This window comes from Halopseudomonas sp., from assembly GCF_036961105.1.
In the GTDB taxonomy this organism is placed as follows: Bacteria; Pseudomonadota; Gammaproteobacteria; order Pseudomonadales; family Pseudomonadaceae; genus Halopseudomonas.
Map to the genome: position 1 here is coordinate 313,472 of NZ_JBALWW010000002.1, position 17,626 is coordinate 331,097.

The 17,626-nt window shown below is 58.7% G+C and carries 16 protein-coding genes and 1 pseudogene; 2 read left to right on the forward strand and 15 right to left on the reverse strand.

Annotated elements, in window-relative coordinates; genetic code table 11:
- Nucleotides 1-70: 70 nt before the first annotated feature.
- From V7756_RS04250 to V7756_RS04275, 6 genes and pseudogenes are all read right to left on the reverse strand, one after another.
- On the reverse strand, nucleotides 71-2,224 hold the full coding sequence (locus V7756_RS04250) for an adenosylcobalamin-dependent ribonucleoside-diphosphate reductase (protein ID WP_335608904.1): 2,154 nt from the start codon (nucleotides 2,222-2,224) through the stop codon (nucleotides 71-73).
- A gap of 251 nt (nucleotides 2,225-2,475) precedes the next feature.
- Nucleotides 2,476-3,057 carry a DUF1285 domain-containing protein gene (locus V7756_RS04255; RefSeq protein WP_335608905.1) on the reverse strand — a complete coding sequence of 194 codons (582 nt, stop codon included), beginning with the start codon at nucleotides 3,055-3,057 and terminating at the stop codon, nucleotides 2,476-2,478.
- 69 nt (nucleotides 3,058-3,126) lie between these two features.
- Complete coding sequence (locus V7756_RS04260) at nucleotides 3,127-3,726, reverse strand: DUF4823 domain-containing protein (protein ID WP_335608906.1); 600 nt, start codon at nucleotides 3,724-3,726, stop codon at nucleotides 3,127-3,129.
- 32 nt (nucleotides 3,727-3,758) lie between these two features.
- Complete coding sequence (locus V7756_RS04265) at nucleotides 3,759-4,658, reverse strand: radical SAM protein (protein ID WP_335608907.1); 900 nt, start codon at nucleotides 4,656-4,658, stop codon at nucleotides 3,759-3,761.
- Between the two features lie 257 nt (nucleotides 4,659-4,915).
- Nucleotides 4,916-5,641 carry a hypothetical protein gene (locus V7756_RS04270; RefSeq protein WP_335608908.1) on the reverse strand — a complete coding sequence of 242 codons (726 nt, stop codon included), beginning with the start codon at nucleotides 5,639-5,641 and terminating at the stop codon, nucleotides 4,916-4,918.
- Between the two features lie 204 nt (nucleotides 5,642-5,845).
- Nucleotides 5,846-6,110, reverse strand: a pseudogene (locus tag V7756_RS04275) (radical SAM protein); the annotation flags it as partial.
- Between the two features lie 280 nt (nucleotides 6,111-6,390).
- On the opposite strand from V7756_RS04275, the gene V7756_RS04280 reads away from it, so the two are divergent.
- A complete protein-coding gene (locus V7756_RS04280) occupies nucleotides 6,391-8,106 on the forward strand; it encodes a carboxylesterase/lipase family protein (RefSeq protein ID WP_335608909.1) in 1,716 nt (571 codons plus the stop codon).
- Between the two features lie 72 nt (nucleotides 8,107-8,178).
- Here V7756_RS04280 and V7756_RS04285 read toward each other — a convergent pair whose 3' ends face one another.
- Both V7756_RS04285 and V7756_RS04290 read right to left on the reverse strand, forming a co-directional pair.
- Nucleotides 8,179-9,192, reverse strand: coding sequence for an amidohydrolase family protein (locus V7756_RS04285; RefSeq protein WP_335608910.1), 1,014 nt, complete (start codon nucleotides 9,190-9,192; stop codon nucleotides 8,179-8,181).
- 94 nt (nucleotides 9,193-9,286) lie between these two features.
- The gene (locus tag V7756_RS04290) at nucleotides 9,287-9,937 is read right to left on the reverse strand and encodes a TetR/AcrR family transcriptional regulator (RefSeq protein ID WP_335608911.1); all 651 of its coding nucleotides are present in this window, start codon (nucleotides 9,935-9,937) and stop codon (nucleotides 9,287-9,289) included.
- 257 nt (nucleotides 9,938-10,194) lie between these two features.
- On the opposite strand from V7756_RS04290, the gene V7756_RS04295 reads away from it, so the two are divergent.
- The gene (locus V7756_RS04295; RefSeq protein WP_335608912.1) at nucleotides 10,195-11,346 is read left to right on the forward strand and encodes an aminotransferase class V-fold PLP-dependent enzyme; all 1,152 of its coding nucleotides are present in this window, start codon (nucleotides 10,195-10,197) and stop codon (nucleotides 11,344-11,346) included.
- Between the two features lie 262 nt (nucleotides 11,347-11,608).
- Here the strand turns inward: V7756_RS04295 and V7756_RS04300 are convergent, their stop codons facing one another.
- The 7 genes from V7756_RS04300 to fabF are packed head-to-tail and all read right to left on the reverse strand — an operon-like array spanning nucleotide 11,609 to nucleotide 17,554.
- Nucleotides 11,609-12,388 (reverse strand): TatD family hydrolase, encoded by a 780-nt coding sequence (locus V7756_RS04300; protein WP_335608913.1) that lies wholly within the window; start codon nucleotides 12,386-12,388, stop codon nucleotides 11,609-11,611.
- A gap of 3 nt (nucleotides 12,389-12,391) precedes the next feature.
- Entirely contained in the window at nucleotides 12,392-12,748 is a 357-nt protein-coding gene (locus tag V7756_RS04305; RefSeq protein ID WP_080050506.1) for a PilZ domain-containing protein, read from the reverse strand.
- 38 nt (nucleotides 12,749-12,786) lie between these two features.
- Nucleotides 12,787-13,770 carry a DNA polymerase III subunit delta' gene (locus tag V7756_RS04310; RefSeq protein ID WP_442908953.1) on the reverse strand — a complete coding sequence of 328 codons (984 nt, stop codon included), beginning with the start codon at nucleotides 13,768-13,770 and terminating at the stop codon, nucleotides 12,787-12,789.
- A 4-nt stretch (nucleotides 13,771-13,774) separates the two neighbouring features.
- The gene (tmk, locus tag V7756_RS04315) at nucleotides 13,775-14,407 is read right to left on the reverse strand and encodes a dTMP kinase (RefSeq protein WP_335608915.1); all 633 of its coding nucleotides are present in this window, start codon (nucleotides 14,405-14,407) and stop codon (nucleotides 13,775-13,777) included.
- Nucleotides 14,404-15,468: an endolytic transglycosylase MltG gene (mltG, locus tag V7756_RS04320; RefSeq protein WP_335608957.1), complete on the reverse strand. Its 1,065-nt coding sequence runs from the start codon at nucleotides 15,466-15,468 to the stop codon at nucleotides 14,404-14,406. Before mltG ends, tmk begins: the two co-directional genes overlap by 4 nt.
- Nucleotides 15,469-15,470: 2 nt before the next feature.
- On the reverse strand, nucleotides 15,471-16,298 hold the full coding sequence (gene pabC, locus V7756_RS04325) for an aminodeoxychorismate lyase (RefSeq protein ID WP_335608916.1): 828 nt from the start codon (nucleotides 16,296-16,298) through the stop codon (nucleotides 15,471-15,473).
- Nucleotides 16,299-16,312: 14 nt separating this feature from the next.
- Nucleotides 16,313-17,554, reverse strand: a complete 1,242-nt coding sequence (gene fabF / locus V7756_RS04330; RefSeq protein ID WP_335608917.1) for a beta-ketoacyl-ACP synthase II — start codon at nucleotides 17,552-17,554, stop codon at nucleotides 16,313-16,315.
- Nucleotides 17,555-17,626 lie beyond the last annotated feature (72 nt).

Sequence of the window (17,626 nt, forward strand, 5' to 3'; positions counted from 1 at the left end):
AACGCTTTCCTCGCTGCGCGCCTGCGCAGCCATCAATTCAATCATATTCAGTACGCCGCGGCGCAGCTTATCAGAACTTGCCGTAGTAGCCTTCTTTCAAGGCATCGTACAGGTTGGCGGCGGAGTGCATCTCGCCATCGTATTCGATCTCATCGCCGCCCTTGGCTTCGATGAAGCTGCCATCTTCCAGCTTGAAGCGGTAGGTAGTGTTGGCCAGATCCTGCTCCTTGACCAGCACGCCCTGGAAGGCTTCGGGGTTGAAGCGGAAGGTAGTACAACCCTTCAAACCCTTGTGGAAGGCGTACAGGTAAATATCCTTGAAATCTTCGTAGGCGTAGTCGGTCGGGACGTTGGCGGTCTTGGAAATCGACGAATCGATCCACTTCTGCGCGGCGGCCTGCACGTCCACGTGCTCGGTCGGTTTCACGTCGTCAGCGGCGATGAAATAATCCGGCAGGTTGCGGGTACCCGCTTCCATGCTCGGCAGCGCGTCGGCATTGACGAAGTGACGGTAAGCCAGCAGCTCGAAGCTGAATACATCTACCTTCTCTTTGGACTTCTTGCCTTCACGAATGACGTTACGGAAGTAGTGATGCGCAAAGCTCGGCTCGATGCCGTTTGAGGCGTTATTGGCCAGCGACAGCGAGATGGTGCCGGTAGGAGCAATCGAGCTGTGGTGGGTGAAACGTGCGCCTTTCTCGGCCAGGTCTGCGGCCAGCTTGGGATCTTCTGCGCCAACCTGCTGCATGTAACGGCTGTACTTGGCCCAGAGCACCTTGCCCGGCAGCACATCGCCTGCTTTCACGCCGTCTTTGGCCATTTCCGGGCGCTTGGCCAGCATGGCTTCAGTGACAGTGAACTCCTCATCCATGATGGGCGCTGCGCCCTTCTCTTCCGCCAGTTCCAGCGCGGTGCGCCAGCCCTGCATGGCCATTTCCTTGGAGACTTCTTCGGTGAACTCGAGCGATTTCTCTTCACCGTACTTCATGCACAGCATGGTCATGGTCGAACCCAGCCCCAGGAAGCCCATGCCATGGCGGCGCTTGCGGAAGATCTCGTTGCGCTGCTGCTCCAGCGGCAGGCCGTTGATCTCGACCACGTTGTCCAGCATGCGGGTGAAGATGTCGACAACGCGACGGTACTCGTCCCAGTCAAACCGGGCCTTTTCGGTGAACGGGTCACGAACGAACAGGGTCAGGTTGATCGAACCCAGCAGACAGGCGCCATAGGGCGGCAGCGGCTGCTCGCCACAGGGGTTGGTGGCGCGGATCTCTTCACAGAACCAGTTGTTGTTCATCTCGTTGACGCGGTCAATGAGGATGAAACCCGGCTCGGCAAAGTCGTAGGTGGAGGCCATGATCATGTCCCAGATCCGCCGTGCCTTGATGGTGCGGAAGATGCGGCACGCCACCAGGCCGTCTTCACGGGTAACGTAGCGCTCGTTGCTGGGCCATTCACGCCAGATGACCTGCTCGGGATCATCCACGTTGATGCCATCAGCCAGCAGCTCGGCGGCGTTCAGCGGGAATGCCAGCTTCCAGTCGGCATCGGCTTCCACGGCTTTCATGAATTCTTCGGTGATCAGCAGCGACAGATTGAACTGACGCAGGCGACCGCCCTCGCGCTTGGCGCGGATGAAGTCCATCACATCCGGGTGGCCGACATCGAAAGTCGCCATCTGCGCGCCACGGCGGCCACCGGCAGAAGACACGGTGAAGCACATCTTGTCGTAGATATCCATGAACGACAGCGGGCCGGAGGTGTAGGCGCCAGCACCGGAGACATAGGCGCCCTTGGGGCGCAGTGTGGAAAACTCGTAACCTATGCCGCAACCGGCTTTCAGCGTCAGGCCAGCTTCGTGCAGCTTGGACAGAATGTCGTCCATCGAGTCGCCGATGGTGGCCGACACGGTGCAGTTGATGGTCGAGGTCGCCGGCTTGTGCTCCAGCGCACCAGCATTGGACGTGATACGGCCAGCGGGGATGGCGCCGTGGCGCAAGGCCCAGAGAAATTTTTCGTACCACTCTTCGCGCAGTTCGGGCGCTTCAACATCAGACAAGGCGCGCGCAACGCGCTGATAGGTATCATCAACCATACCGTCGATAGCAACGCCATCCTTGGTCTTGAGTCGATACTTGGTATCCCAGATATCCTCCGAGGCGGGCTGCATGGGGATATTGGTGACCACGTTGCGCAGGCGTTGAACCTTGGCTGTCTGACTCATTACTCTCTCCTGAAACTCTCGACCGAACCCGCCAGGGATTGACTTGCAGGCTTTTGGCCTGTAAGCACGCCCTCGCGTACCAAACACTAGTTATTGTGCGTTTGGCGAATCCTAGACCCACATATGGTAAATATCAACCGCAAAAAATGCCTCCAGGAGGCATTTTTTGATTGACTTTCAGGGCGCTTCAAACAGGGTCGACAGGTGCGTGGACCCGCGCCCAGCAATAGCGCCATAACGGCGGTGGAGGGCTATCGAGAACCGTCTATCGGGAAAAATTCACCGGCGCTCCAGACGCCGAGACGAGCCCGGTCACCCTCGCCTTTTTCAACTGCTCGCTCGGCCAGCTCATAAAACAGGTTGCGACTGATCAAGGCTTCCAGATTGCCGCGCACCAGCACGTACGGAGAAGGCTCGCCCGTTTGCCCATCGACCTCGACGCGAATCGGGTGCTCGGCATCCACGGTCACTTCATCTTCCAGGTTGGTGGTAAATATCAGCCGCTGCCCTTGCCCCTCGCCGCTGACCTGCAGGCGGGTGGCCACGAAAGGTACATCGTCTACCTGAATGCCCCAGCGCTCCACCGGCGTCACCAGATAATAGCGACCATCGTCGTCCAGCCGCAGAATGCTGGCGAAGAGCTGCGATAGCGCCTTGCGTTCGATGGGGTCACCTTCGTGATACCAGGTGCCGTCGCGGGTGATGCGCATATCCATTTCACCACTGAGTTCCGGAGTCCACAGATGCACCGGGGCCGGTTCGCGCCGCTCCGCGGCGCCGCGCTGGGGAATACTGTCGAGCAGAGATTGCGCCGGCAAAGGACGATCAGCCATATCATCACTCCTTGGAGAAATACGAGAGAGCCGGGCTCGCTGTTTCAGCCCGGCTGAATTGCTTCTGACTCAGCGGCGGCCCAAAAGTTGCCGCGTATAGTCCTGCAGCGGAGGGCGCAGCAGATCTTCCGGGCTGGCTTTATAGAACTGCAGGAAGCCGCCTTTGGTCTTGATGGTGGCAAAATCCACCAGATGACGAGTGCCGACTTCCATCAGGATCAGTTGCAGCACGCCACTGTCTGCGCCTATGTCTTCCCAGCGCTCGGAGGCTTCCCATTGCTCCCGACTGCCGACCTGATCCTCGGCCGACGCAAACCGGGTGTACAAGAGATAGTCGTACTGATAGCTGCGCGCCTCCAGCAAGGCTTCTTCCAGACCCAGCGGCTGCTGCGCGCGGCGCACCATCGGAAAGATCTCGACGGCGGCGGCGAAAGCTTCCTCCGCCACCACATTGGGGCGCGCATAGGGGTTGCCCACGGGCAGAAAGTGGCCTTGGGCGATATACAGCTTGGAGTCTGACTGTAAACGCCAGGTGTTACTGCGCTTGATCTCGTAGTGATCAAGCACTCCGGCGTCACCCAGGTAGTAACCAGCCTGCTGTGTCATGTCCGAGGGCTTCATGCAGCCGGCAAGCATTGCCAGCAACAACATCATACCCAAACGCCTCATGCACCTTCTCCTGTCTGCATTGACCAGCCGGGTTACAGCCCGCGCATCCACTCAGGCCGCAGTTGTGCTCGCTCGGGCCTAGTGATGGCATTGTCGATCTGTGCCAGCAACCGCGCCTTGTCGGCTCCGAGCACGCCCTTGAGCACCAGGGCGTTGGAGGCATGGTCGCTGCGAAACACCGTGTTGTCCAGTTCCAGCGCGCCGACAAACTGCTGCAGCTCGTTGAACAACGACGTCTGATCCAACTCGACAAAATCGGGATATAGCGCCTTGAATCGCTCCATACCCTGCGGGAAGTTCACTACCAGCGTAGACACAAACTCGGGCTGCGTCAGGTTCATCAACCGCGCCGAGTTAGCAGCGTGCTGCTGGCTTAGCGCCTGGCCACCCAGACCATTGAGAATCATCACCGAGCGCTGCAGACCGGCCTCGCCGGCCTTGATCAGGGCATCGGCAGTAGAGGCGAAGGTTTCACCCTTGTTGACCCGCGCCAGCACCTCGTCGTCGCCCGACTCTGCCCCCACATAGAGCATCTGCAAGCCGGCCTCGCGGAGCTCGCGCAGCTCCTCCACACTTTTACGCTTGATGTTTCGCGGCAGACAGTAGGAGGTGACGCGCTCGACGCTGGGGATCTCATCGCGAATGGCCTCGAGGATGCGCAGCAGGCGCCGTGTTGGCAGCACCATGGCATCGCCATCGGCCAGGAAAATGCGCTGCACAACGTAACGCTCACCCACGCGGCGAATCTCATCCAGCACCTCGGCCTCATCGCGCGCGCGAAACTTCTTCTGCGGCGCGGTGTACATCTCGCAGAAGGTGCACTTGTTCCAGGAACAACCGTTGGTGACCGGCAGGATCAATGAATGCGCTTCGCTGGGTGGACGAAAGACCGGTTCGATATAGCTGACAGGAAAATCCTGCTCAAGGGGCATGCAGATACTCCAGAGTGGCGTAGGCCGCCAGCCTGCGCTTGCAAGGGTGGCGGTGGTTCCGCGCGCAAACTCGCGATGAGCTGGCGTAGTAAAACCGCAGAGCTTAAGCAATTATCAGCGCCAATCCAATCCCCACCCGTTTGGAATAGAGGGCATCAGATTTCGCTGAAAAGAAGAGCATTCGTGCTATCAACTACCAAGATACGATGCCCTCGACGAGTTGGTAATGTCGGTAGATCAAGTCGAGATGGAAGCAGTCAGGCTCTCAGGCTTGAAACTCCACGACGCAGCTTGCGTATCCAATGATCGTGATAGGTTTCCGCAAAATGAACCACCATGGTTGCGCGAATGAAGCGCGGATCTATTTCGCCATTGGCGTGAAGGGTGCGATTGCCGTTAAAGAAATAGATGTTTCCCGGTTGAAGTTTTAACCGAAGGGAATCTGATGAAGCACGTTTTTTTGCCCGTGTTTGCGCCCCTCGCCGCTCTAAAAGGAACTTCTCGATCATATTCACCAGATAGCTGCGGCGGCGCGCCCGCGCGTTGGGGAACATGAACAGCTCCCCGGATGGCTCTTGCGATGGGATCAAAATCGGAACCAAGGCGGTCAGCTCAAATGAGTCGTAGTGAAAATAGAAGCAGTGTTTAAGCCCACTTTTTCCCGTGAGACAGCGCAAAACTTGCTTTGTTGAAGGATCGCGAAGCCTGATGCCCTGATAGTGGCATAATCGATGACATAGCTGTGAAAACTCTTCCCTCGAAGTCAACTCTTCCAGTATTGCCCCTGAAAAAGCACCGCTCCCCTCGCGCCCTGTATACTCCCAGTTGGCTTCTTCCGTAATCGCTAGGGCCTGCGCCCCTGCCTCGTTAACCTCTTCTGGCGTAAAAAACCCTGGCAGGCAGACAAACCCATTTGTCTGGATTTGGGCAGCCATGATCCTAATCTGCTCGTCTGTTATATCTGACAGTGCGAAACCATTCATTGCGCTTCCTCGCCACCGTGGAGATCGCCCGACAATACGCTTTCGGAGAAAACTCACCCATGCCCAAAAGGGAAGACGGAAACCATCCTGGGGATTTATTCTAACGATAGTTCGAGAATGTTTTTTACCAAGTTAAATTCTCGAAAAAATCAGCTGGATATTTCTTTTTTGGGTACCTCGTCAAAGCTAAGCTTGCCGCAATCCTATACACCACAGGGGCCGTGCAGGCAGCACCATGGCATCGCCATCGGCCAGGCAGATGCGCTGCACGACATAACACTCACCCACGCGGCGAATCTCATCCAGCACCTCGGCCTCATCGCGCGCGAAACTTCGTCTGCGGCGCAGTGTACATCTGGCAGAAGGTGCACTTGTTCCAGCAACAACGGTTGCTGACCGGCAAGGTCAGGGAATGCGCTTCGCTGGGTGGATGGGAGAACGGTTGCAGGAAAACCCTGCTCAAGGGCATGCCGAGACTCCAGAGAGGCGTAGGCCGATAACCCGCGCATCTTGCGAAAAGACGGATATTACGCGCGATAGCCAATTGATCAACTGGCCGGATAAAACCGGAAAGCATAAGCAAATATCGCGACCAAGCCAATCCCCCGCACGGGTTTGGAAACTGTCGACTGCTTCACATATAGTCCTTAAAGAGCCTGATCACTTCTTCTATGTGTCTCGCCAAGCCCCACAGATAGCGCAAAAAACCGCATAAAAACAAAAGCTAACGCGAAATGGAAAGAACAATAATGAAAGAAACCACTCCCCAAAGCCGCCCCGGCTTTGTGCTCAAGACCCTTACCGCCTCCATGCTGGCCGTTACCCTCTCAGGTTGCCTGGGCGGCGGTGGCGGCAGCGATGACGAAGCAACTCCCGACCCTCTGGCTGTTACCACGACAGAAGGGGACATCAGGGGCGTGACCATTGACGGCATGGAAGGCATCCGCGTATTCCGTGGCATCCCTTATGCTGCAGCCCCGGTAGGCGAGCTGCGTTTTGCACCGACTGAACCGGCGCTCGAGCGCAGCGAAACGCTGGAGCTGAGTGAGGAGTTCGGCAATATCTGTCCGCAAAGCAATATCACGACAGGGGCAGCCCAGGGCGATGAAGATTGTCTCTATCTGAACGTATACGCTCCCAGCGACGCCGCCGAACTGCCGGTCATGGTATGGATACACGGCGGAGCCTTCGTATTCGGCAACGGTGGCGGCGAATACGACCCTACTCGCCTGGTCAACGAAGATGTCGTTGTTGTCACCTTGAACTACCGCCTGGGCAACCTGGGCTTTCTGGCGCACCCCGATCTTGGCAACGGCGATGGAAACTTTGGCCTGATGGATCAGCAGCAAGCGCTGCGTTGGGTCAAGAATAACATCGAGAGCTTCGGCGGCGATCCCGCCAACGTCACGGTATTTGGCGAATCCGCCGGTGGCCATAGCATCATGAGCCATATCGTCTCGCCCAGTGCGCAGACCGAAGAACTATTCCAGCGCGCGATAATCCAGAGCGGCTCCTACGCGCCAGACCAGGCTCCTCTAAGCGCCGCGCAGGCGGGTGGACTTGCCCTTGAGGCAGCCGCCCGCATGGCAGATGACACTTGCGACGATCTGAGCGCCGCCGAGTGTTTCCGAGCACTTAGCGTCGACCAACTGCTGGCGTTGCAGGGTAGCCAAAGCATCCCCACCAACGGGGGCAGCTTTCTGCCTCGTTCCATCAGGGTCGGTCTGGCATCCGGCCAATACGATAACAATCTGGACATTCTGATGGGCAGCAACCAGGATGAAGGCACTCTGTTTGTCGCTCTGGACGAGTTGACCAATGGCCTGACCTCCCTCGACGCCATGGGGGTGGATGAGTACCGCGACCGGGTCCACGCGCTGTTCGCACCCTATCTGGGCGTCATTCCCTACGACACGCGCAAGATTGCCGATGACTATATGGCCCGCTACGACGGCAATCCTAGCCAGCTTTCACTGGCACTGTCGGCCGTATGGACCGATTTCATGTTTGCCTGCAACAGCAAGAATCAGGCAGCCACCTTTGCGGCGAACAACCTGGATACCTTCCAGTACTGGTTCCGTGACACCAATGCGCCCTGGACGCTGATCCCGCCGGCGGTGCCCGTCCCAGGGGTGGGTAACGTGCCGATCAGCTTCCCGCAGGGCGCCAGCCATGCCAGCGAAATCCCCTATGTGCTTTATCCGGAGCAACTGATGCGAGATCGCTACAAGGGTACCGATGAAGCAGTAGACAGCTTAGCCGCCGAGATGGTGACCTACTGGACCCAGTTCGCCAAATACGGTGATCCAAATGCCAGCGACGGCGCTACCACCACCTGGCCACAAGCCGGTGACAATCAAATCATGCAATTGAACGTGCCTGCCACCAGCACCGCCAGCAAAGCTGACTTCGAGGCTTATCACTGGTGCGACTACTGGGCAAACCCACCGCTGGCACCGCTATGACATTTGTCGGCTGAACTGAAAAAGCCCGATATCAAATGATATCGGGCTTTTTTTCGTGCGTTCGAATGCTGCCTATTGTGCTGATTTGCCCTCCGGCAACACCGCCAGAAAGTTATCCCGCGCCACCTTGTGCGCAACCTCTGCCGACAAGGCATCCAGAAACACATCAAAGCCATGCATGTACTTGCCAACGCTATCGAACTGCCCCACCACATCCGAGCCCAGCATAAAGCGATTCGGATAGGCCTCCACCAGCTTCACCCAGTCTTCGTTGGGCTTGCCGTCCGCGTTCAACAGGTAGGGCTCGCGCACTGTCCAGGACAGATCGATATACAGGTTTGGATAGGCCTTGAGCATGCGCTCCAGCGTAGGCAGCAGAAAATCAAGCTTGGTCTGATGGCGATGGATCTCCATGCTGGTGCCTGCATGTGCCCAGATGAAGCGCACCCGCGGATGATTGCGCAGCGGCTCTTCCACCTCCTGCAAGTACAAGGGGTTGCGTTCGCGCTGGGAGGTAATGTTGCTGTGCACCATGACCGGCAAGTCGTATTCGGCTGCCAGGGTATAAACCCGGTCCATGGCTTCGCTATTGGCCCGTGGTGGCTCGCCATGAATCAGGGCGGTGAGGTCGTCGTGCCGGGTAAAGACCTCACCCAGCCCTTGCCACAATCCCGGATACATCTCGAGCATGCGCCGGATGTGGGCATCGGCATTCTTGTCGTTGGGATTGAAGCCCGACAGAAAAGGGTGGAAGCGAACTTGCTGCTCTTCGTTCAGCGATTTATACGCCTCTGCGACCAGCACGTCAGTCGCGGTAAACCAGTAGGCACTCCCGTCGTCACCCGCGTAGTAGCGCGGCCGCTTTGGCTCATTCTCGCTCCACTTTTTGGCTACCGGAATGCCGGACAGCATGACGTGCTCTACGTTGTTTGCATCCATTTCTTGCAACAGCGCCTGCATACCTTCGGTTTCCTGAAAGAAATCGACGTAATGCAGATGGGCATCGGAGTAAACGTAATCTCGGGCCAGCAACGGCAGGGAGAGACAGCAGGCAAGGACACCGCAGGTGATACGCGAAAGGGTCAAGGGAAACCTCCTGTATAGGCCCGCAGCATAGACACTTGGGAACATACAGGAGTTCATTAACCGCCGGCATTCAGCCACACGGAGTTCGTCAGCTTCAGGCTTGGGGTTCGACGAGCTCCAGGTCTTTCTTGCGCTTGGAGCGGTTCCCCATGCGCACCCCTATATCCATCAGAAACTGCATGTAAGCGTCCTGATCCTTGATCACATCTTTCCAGAAGGGCGAGTGATACATGGCCATGGCACCGTGAACCAGGGCCCAGGCCGCGCAATAATGAAAGTAGGCCGGGACATTTTCCAGCTTGCCGTCATCAATACGCGTCTGGATCACACCGGTCAGGTGGTTGAAATTGGAAGCACGAATGGCGTGCAGCTCTTCTACCAGCATCGGCAACTGATTGGACTTGACCACCTTTTCTTCCAGACGATCGAACAGCCGGTAGCGCTCAGGGTCGCTCATGCGAAAGGCAAAATACTCACGCGACAGTGCTTCCTGATCACGTTCGATATCCTTCGAGTGCAGCAGTGCCGCTAGATCGCCCTCATAGTCGAGCATCAGGCGCAGGTAAATTTCAGCCTTCGACTTGAAGTGCTTGTAAATGGTGCCCTTGCCGATCCCTACCTCGTCGGCGATCATCTCAACGGTAACGCTGTCTTCTCCCTGCTCTAGAAACAGACGTAGCGCGCTATCCAGGATTTCCTGCTCCCGACGACGAAATTCGCGAACTTTACGTGACTCTTTCTGCATTAAGACACCTGAAACTCAGACTGTGGAATGTCGCCCATTATGCCAAGGTGATGACCAGATGCCCATATTTGATTAAAAGCTGACCCATGGGTTCAAGACTGTCCGAATGTGCCTATGTGCTGGCCTGCGTTCAGGCAAGCAATCTAGCCTGACGTAGTCTGGGCACCTTTGTCCGATATGCCCTGTTCACGTTGCGCGGCACGCGAACGTGACCCGCAATGCGTCCAGCCGTTATGCTGGCAACAAAGGAGGCCCATATGAGCACCCCAAAAACTTGGCTACACGAGTTCCCGCTCGATCCGGCGATCTGTTATCTGAACCACGCGGCGGTGGCACCCTGGCCGCAGCGCGCCGCTGATGCGGTGACGCGGTTCGCGCAGGAAAATGCACTGCAGGGGGCGCGGGACTACCCCCGCTGGTCCAAACTGGAAAAGCATTTGCGCGACCAACTGCGACATTTGCTCAACGCGCCCTCCCCGGACGACATTGCGCTGGTGAAGAACACCTCCGAAGCCCTGTCGTTTGTTGCGCAGGGTATTGACTGGCAGCCGGGCGATGAAATCATCACCAGCAATCAGGAGTTTCCGTCCAACCGCATCCCCTGGGAAGCCCTGGAATCGCAAGGTGTAACGCTGAAACAGGTGGCTCTGGACGCGGCCGATCCTGAACAGGCGCTGATCGATGCCATGACCGCACGGACCCGATTGCTAACCATCAGCTCGGTGCAGTATGCCAGCGGGTTGAGGATGGACCTGGCCCGACTGGGCGCTGCCTGCCGTGCGCGTGGCGTGCTGTTTTGTGTGGATGCCATTCAGTCACTCGGCGCGCTGCCCTTTGATGTGCAAAAGATAGATTGCGATTTTGCCATGGCTGACGGCCACAAGTGGCTGCTGGGACCCGAAGGCCTTGGGGTGTTCTATTGCCGGGAAGCGGTGCGCGACCAGCTTCGCCTGACCCAGCACGGCTGGCACATGGTACAGGCCATGGGCGACTATGATCGGCAGCAATGGATGCCTGCCAGCTCGGCGCGGCGCTTTGAAGCCGGCAGCCCCAATACCCTGGCCCAGCACGCCCTTTCTGCCAGTCTTGAGCTGTTGCTGGAGGTGGGAATGACGGATGTGGAAACCTTGTTGCAGGAGCGCGTGGGCTATCTGATTGACCAGTTGCACCGGTTGGAGGGGATCCAGCTGCTCAGCCCAGCAAGACCTGAACGCCGCGCGGGCATAGTGACCTTTGCCATCGCCGACACAGATCATGGACGGTTGCACCGCGAACTCATGCAGACGGGCGTGATCGGCGCGCAGCGTGGCGGTGGCATCCGCTGGTCGCCTCACTTTTATACTGCGCAGTCCACGCTGGATCAGGCCTTGCGCCAGCTAGAGAAACTCATTACCGGCGCAAACAGCTAAAAGCGCTTCACGATAAAGCGCCGCTCACGTATTCCAAATGGGTTTATAAAAAAAGGCGCTGGGGCTGGAAAGCCGCGGGATTTCAACAATACTCAGATTATCAGATGCGGCATCTCCCCCAAGTGCCGCTCTGAGCTGAGCAGGGTTTACTCTGCATCAGTATCACTCCTAATGGTCTTAACCCGAACTCATCCCCCAGAGTTCGGGTTTTTTTTGCGCCATATCAGCGTGTTTTACCCTTGCGGGGCGATCCCGCGCCCGTTTAGCCTGCCGTCAGCGGAAACAGGCGATGGAAGTTATCGCCGGTCTGTTGCCACAGGGCTTGCTCGGATACGCCGCGCAATTCAGCCAGAAAAGCGGCAACGTCGCGAACAAACTGCGGCTCATTGGGTTTGCCGCGGTGGGGTATGGGCGCCAGATAGGGGGAGTCGGTTTCCACCAGCAGTCGGTCGGCCGGCACCTGTCGGGCCACATCACGCAGCGCGTCTGCGTTGCGGAAAGTGACTATCCCCGACAGCGATATGTAATAGCCCATGTCCAGCGCGGCGCGGGCCATGTCCCAATCCTCGGTGAAGCAGTGCAGCACGCCGGCATTCGGCAACTGGGCTTCACGCAGTAAAGCCAGGGTGTCGGCCCGCGCGGCACGCGTGTGTATGACCACCGGCTTGCCCGTCAGTTTGGCCGCCTGCAGGTGCACCGCAAAGGATTCACGCTGCTGCTCGGCCAGTTCCGGCTGGTAGTGATAGTCCAGCCCGGTTTCGCCGATAGCCACGGTACGCGGGTGTGCCAGCGCGTTCAGTAGCCAATCGAGATCAGTCTGCGCGCTGTCCTTCAGATCCAGCGGATGCACGCCTACGCTGCAAAATACATCCTGGTACTGCTCGGCCAGAGCCTGGACGGTAGGCGCGTTACTTGCGTCGACACCAATACACAGGAATTTACCGACGCCCCGCGCGCGCGCCGCATCAAGCGCCGCATCAAGCGAGCCGTTGTAGGGGGAAAGATCAAGTCGATCAAGGTGGCAATGCGAGTCTATAAGCATGAATTACATGGTATGAGTGGGACGATCCGACTTCAGCGCGCCGGCCAGATAGGTTTCAATTTTGCTGCGCGCGGTGTTGTCCTGATCGCTGAACTGCACGCCGATGCCGGCGGCGCGATTTCCCTGCGCGCCCTTGGGGGTGACCCAGATAACCTTTCCGGCTACCGGGATCTTTTCCGGCTCTTCCATCAGATTCAACAGCATGAAGACTTCATCGCCCAGGCGATAGCTCTTGTTGGTAGGAATGAACAGACCGCCGTGCTTCACGAAGGGCATATAAGCCGCGTAAAGCACTGACTTGTCCTTGATGGTCAACGACAGGATGCCGTTACGCGGACCCGGGGCAGTGGGATTGTTCATCACTCTATCCTTGTTGGAAGCGTACTATTCATATCAGGTTAACGCCTTTCCAGCAGATTTTTCCACTGCACCAGCGCCTTTTCCAGAAAGAGTACGCGATTCAGGTTGGCTTTGCTGGCAAATAGCCTGCGGTGCTCCAGCAACCAGTCCTGCCAGGCCAGCAGCTGCGCTATCTCCACCTTCTTTGCCATATAACCGAGCACCTTGTCCATATCGGCGCTTGCGGCAGTCTCAACGGCGCCTTGCTGCAATTTGAGCAGATCAAGCGTCCAGGCACAGAACCAGTCCAGCAGCAGCTCGATGGGCAGCGGATTCCATTGTTCGGCAAGACGCGATGGAGCAATCTGTCCTTTTAGCAGTGCCTTGATGCCTTCGACCACTTTTTCACGCTGCGACAATGCATCCAGTTGAGCCAAGGCCATAGCGCGCAAAGGCGCACCACCCGCCATTTGCAGTAGCAGGCTGCAGTCTTGCGCTGAACGCTCGGGCAACTGCTCGCTCAGCCAGACCGCTGCCTGCTCAGGCGCCGGCAGCTCCAGCGGTTGGACGCGGCAGCGGCTGCGAATGGTTGGCAACAGACGGCTAGGCTGGTCACTGACCAGTAGCAGATAGGTTTCTGCGGAGGGCTCCTCCAGCGATTTCAACAGTGCATTCGCCGCGTTGAGATTCATCGCCTCGGCGGGTCGCAGCAGCACAACCTTGCGGCCTCCCTGCTGCGCGGTCTGCGAGATGAAATCGACCAGCTGGCGCACCGCATCAACACGGATCGCCTTGCCCTCCTCTTCCGGCTCAAGTAGCAGCAAGTCGGGATGGCTACCCGCCAATCGGAGGTGGCAGCTGCGACATTGGTCGCAGGCTATACCTGCCGCCGGAGCATCGCATAGCAGAAAAGCAGCAAAGGCAGTGGCGAAGCGGCGCTTGCCGCAGCCAGCCTGCCCACTGAAAAGATAGGCGTGGGCAAAGTGCTGCTGCATTGTCAGACTCTGCCACGTCCCCTGGTGCCAGGGTGCCGGTTCGCGCACGGCCTCAAGCATGCCAGCGCTCCAGTATCAGCGCTATGGCAGGTTCCAGCGCGGCCTGTACAGATTCGAGCGGGCCGCCTCCGTCAATCACCCGGTAGCGCGCCGGTGCTGCAGCGGCGCGCGCCAGATAGGTGGAACGCACGGCATCGAAAAAAGCCCGGTCCTGCTGTTCGAATCGGTCCAGCGCGCTGCGCGCCCGCGCACGCGCCAGCCCCTGCTCTACCGAGATATCGAACAATAAGGTGAGATCAGGGCGCAGTGCGCCCTGCACCCAGTTTTCCAGAGCTGCGATACGCTGCGTATCTATGCCTCGGCCACCGCCCTGATAGGCGTAAGTGGCATCGGTGAAGCGATCACTGATTACCACCCGCCCCTCTGCCAGCGCCGGACGAATCACCTGATCCAGATGCTGCGCGCGCGCGGCAAACATCAGCAGCAGCTCGGCGTCATCGCTCATGGCTTCGTCATGATTTGCCAACAGCAAGCCGCGAATCTGCTCTGCGATCGGCGTGCCACCGGGTTCGCGGGTCAGTAGCGGATCGCAGCCGGCGGCCCGCAGGCGTTCGGCCAAGTATTGCAGATTAGTCGACTTTCCCGCGCCTTCGGGCCCTTCAAAGGTAACGAACAGGCCGCTCATTCGGCGCTCTCCTCCACTGGCGCCGGCGCAGGCGATGAGCGGTAATCCGAACGCCGCTGTAGCTGATACTGACGCACCGCTCTGTTGTGTTCAGCAAGACTGTTGGAGAAGACATGCGAGCCATCGCCCTTGGCGACAAAATACAGACTCTTGCCTGGCTTGGGGTTCACCGCCGCCCGCAGCGCCCCTCTGCCCGGCATCGCTATCGGCGTCGGTGGCAAGCCGTCGATAACGTAGGTGTTGTAGGCGGTGGGCTGGGTCAGGTGACGGCGGGTGATTCTGCCAGCGTAATCCTCGCCCATGCCGTAAATAACGGTGGGATCGGTCTGCAGGCGCATGCCGATTTTCAATCGGCGAGTGAATACGCCAGCAATCTCGGGACGCTCGCTGGGCACGCCGGTCTCGCGCTCCACAATCGAGGCCATGATCAGCGCCTCATAGGCCGTATCGAAGGGAAGGTCCTTGGCGCGATCTTCCCAGGCCTCGGCCAGTTGCTGCTCCATTCGCTGATAGGCGCGGATCAGCAGATCCCGGTCGCTCATGCCCAGGGTGTATTGGTAGGTATCGGGGAAGAAACGACCCTCCGGGTGCACGCCGGCTAGATCCAGGGCATCCATGACCTGCTCATCGCTCCAGTCTTCCGGCAGCGTCTGTTGCAAGCGCTCAGCCCCGCGCAACGCGGCACGCACCTGGGCAAAATTCCAGCCCTCGACCAGGGTCACATGTCTCTGCAGCACGTCACCACGCTCAAGCATGTGCAGCAGTTCAGCGGCAGTCATCTCGGGCTGCAGTTCGTACTCGCCGACATGCAGCACAGCGCCTTTCATCCGCCACTGCCAGTAGCGCCGCAGCCAGGCGCTGTTCTCCAGTACCTGGTCGCGCTCCAGCGAAGCGAATACGCCCGCCGGTGTACTGCCGGGCGGCACATCAAGAGTGCGCTGTTCCTGTAATTGCAACGACTGGTGCAGCGCCGTTTGCAGCGTCAGAAAGCCCCAGAGTCCGCCGCCAAGCACCAGCAAGGTAGCGGTAACGAACAGGAAGATAATGATCTTGCCAAGAATTTTCACAAATAAGCCTGTTTTGCCAAGGATTGCATCCGGCGAGTGTGCGGACCTACCGCCCAGCGCCGGTCTTCCAGCTGCACCACCGGCCATACGCCGAATAGGGTGTTGCAGCACATGACCTCGTGGGCCGTGAGCAGTTCCGGGAAGCCGACCGGGCGCACCTGCACCGGATCACCGGCCTGGGCCGCCGCTTCGATCAACAGATCTCGCATTACACCCTGTACACCACATTGCGTCAGCTCCGGCGTTACCCAGCCCTCTGCCAGTCGCAGAAACAGATTGCTCATGGTGCATTCCACCGGCTGCCCCAACTGATCGCATACCAGCCCCTCGGCGTACTGATCACACTGCCACTCGCTACGCGCCAATACCTGTTCCAGCCGGTTCAGATGTTTTATGCCGGCCAACAGAGGCTGCTGCGCCAAGCGCGTCTGGCAGGGAAATAGCTGTACGCCTTCTTCTGCATGAGCCAAGGGATAAGTTGGCGCCGGCAAGGCGTAAAGGATGCGTGTGGGCTGCGTCTCGGACGGTATGGCGTAACCCCGCGGACCACTGCCTCTGCTAAGCACCAGCTTGATGACCCCATCGCCCAGGCGCAGCGCCATCGCCTCGATCTCTGCGCCAAGTTCCACTGCCGGCAAGTCCAGTCGCAACGCCTGACACCCGCGGCGCAGACGCCTCAGGTGCCGCGACCACAAGGGCACCCCGCCGGCAACCACCCGCATGGTTTCGAACAGTCCGTCACCATAGGCCAGGGCACGATCGCTCAACGGCAGACTGTCAGCAGCCTGGCCGTTGATCAGGGTAGACGAGACCGCGCCAGGCATTGCCGCGTCCACTTTCATTCGCAGCGGCGAAAGACCAGACTGCCGTTGGTACCACCGAAGCCGAAGGAGTTGGACAGCGTTACATTCAACGAGCGCTGCTGCGCCTGGTGCGCCACATAGTTCAGGTCGCAGCCCTCATCCGGGTTGTCCAGATTGATGGTCGGCGGCGCGACCTGATCACGCAGGGCCAGCACACTGAACACCGCTTCTACCGCACCGGCGGCGCCCAGCAGGTGACCCGTCATGGATTTGGTCGAGCTGATCGCCAGCTTGTGCGCGTGATCACCGAACACCGTCTTCACCGCGCGCGTCTCGGCCAGGTCGCCAGCAGGGGTCGAGGTGCCATGGGCGTTGATGTAGTCCACCTCATCGGCGTTCATACCGGCATCCTTTAGTGCATTGGCCATGCACTTGGCGCCGCCACGACCGTCTTCCGGCGGCGCGGTCATATGATAAGCATCGCCGCTCATGCCGAAGCCGACCAGCTCGGCGTAGATATTGGCACCACGGGCCTTGGCGTGCTCGTACTCTTCCAGGACCATGGCGCCGGAACCATCGGACAGTACGAAACCGTCGCGATCCTTGTCCCAGGGACGGCTGGCACCCTGTGGATCTTCATTGCGCGTGCTCATCGCCCGTGCGGCGCTGAAGCCGCCCAGACCCAGCCCGCTGGTGGCCATTTCCGAGCCACCGGCAACCATGACGTCAGCCTCGCCATAGGCAATGTTGCGTGCCGCCATGCCGATGCTGTGGGTACCCGTGGTACAGGCCGTGGTCATGGCGTAGTTTGGCCCCTGCAGGCCATACTGAATGGACAGATAGCCGGCAACCATGTTGATGATCGAGCCCGGCACGAAGAAAGGCGAGATGCGCCGCGGGCCGTTGGTGAGCAACTGCTCGCAGTTCTTTTCGATATTGGTGAGACCGCCAATGCCGGACCCCATGACCACGCCGATGCGGTCGCGATTCTCGTCATTGATCTCGATACCCGAGTCCTTGATGGACTGGATACAGGCGGCCAGGCCATACTGGATGAACAGGTCGAGCTTGCGGGCTTCTTTTGCCGCCATGTACAGCTCAACATCAAAATCCCGAATGGAACCGCCAATGCGCGTATTGAAGGCGCTGACATCCATATGCTCAATGGTAGCAATACCGCTCTTGCCAGCCAAAGCGGCCTGCCAACTGCTCTCTACCGTATTCCCCAACGGTGACAACATACCCAGACCGGTTACCACAACACGTCTGCGCGACACAGCGAACTCCTTATTCAACTCTTGTAGCAACGACAGCATCAGCACTGTGGCCCAAACCGCTGCCGCGAATCT

What these genes read in the sequence shown, in the direction of transcription:
- V7756_RS04260 (WP_335608906.1), bottom strand. Translation starts at nt 3,726, where the DNA reads ATGAGGCGTTTGGGTATGATGTTGTTGCTGGCAATGCTTGCCGGCTGC.
- V7756_RS04290 (WP_335608911.1), bottom strand. Translation starts at nt 9,937, where the DNA reads ATGCAGAAAGAGTCACGTAAAGTTCGCGAATTTCGTCGTCGGGAGCAG.
- V7756_RS04305 (WP_080050506.1), bottom strand. Translation starts at nt 12,748, where the DNA reads ATGAACAATCCCACTGCCCCGGGTCCGCGTAACGGCATCCTGTCGTTG.
- V7756_RS04300 (WP_335608913.1), bottom strand. Translation starts at nt 12,388, where the DNA reads ATGCTTATAGACTCGCATTGCCACCTTGATCGACTTGATCTTTCCCCC.
- V7756_RS04270 (WP_335608908.1), bottom strand. Translation starts at nt 5,641, where the DNA reads ATGAATGGTTTCGCACTGTCAGATATAACAGACGAGCAGATTAGGATC.
- V7756_RS04255 (WP_335608905.1), bottom strand. Translation starts at nt 3,057, where the DNA reads ATGGCTGATCGTCCTTTGCCGGCGCAATCTCTGCTCGACAGTATTCCC.
- V7756_RS04295 (WP_335608912.1), top strand. Translation starts at nt 10,195, where the DNA reads ATGAGCACCCCAAAAACTTGGCTACACGAGTTCCCGCTCGATCCGGCG.
- V7756_RS04265 (WP_335608907.1), bottom strand. Translation starts at nt 4,658, where the DNA reads ATGCCCCTTGAGCAGGATTTTCCTGTCAGCTATATCGAACCGGTCTTT.
- pabC (WP_335608916.1), bottom strand. Translation starts at nt 16,298, where the DNA reads ATGCCTGGCGCGGTCTCGTCTACCCTGATCAACGGCCAGGCTGCTGAC.
- V7756_RS04250 (WP_335608904.1), bottom strand. Translation starts at nt 2,224, where the DNA reads ATGAGTCAGACAGCCAAGGTTCAACGCCTGCGCAACGTGGTCACCAAT.
- V7756_RS04280 (WP_335608909.1), top strand. Translation starts at nt 6,391, where the DNA reads ATGAAAGAAACCACTCCCCAAAGCCGCCCCGGCTTTGTGCTCAAGACC.
- tmk (WP_335608915.1), bottom strand. Translation starts at nt 14,407, where the DNA reads ATGAGCGGCCTGTTCGTTACCTTTGAAGGGCCCGAAGGCGCGGGAAAG.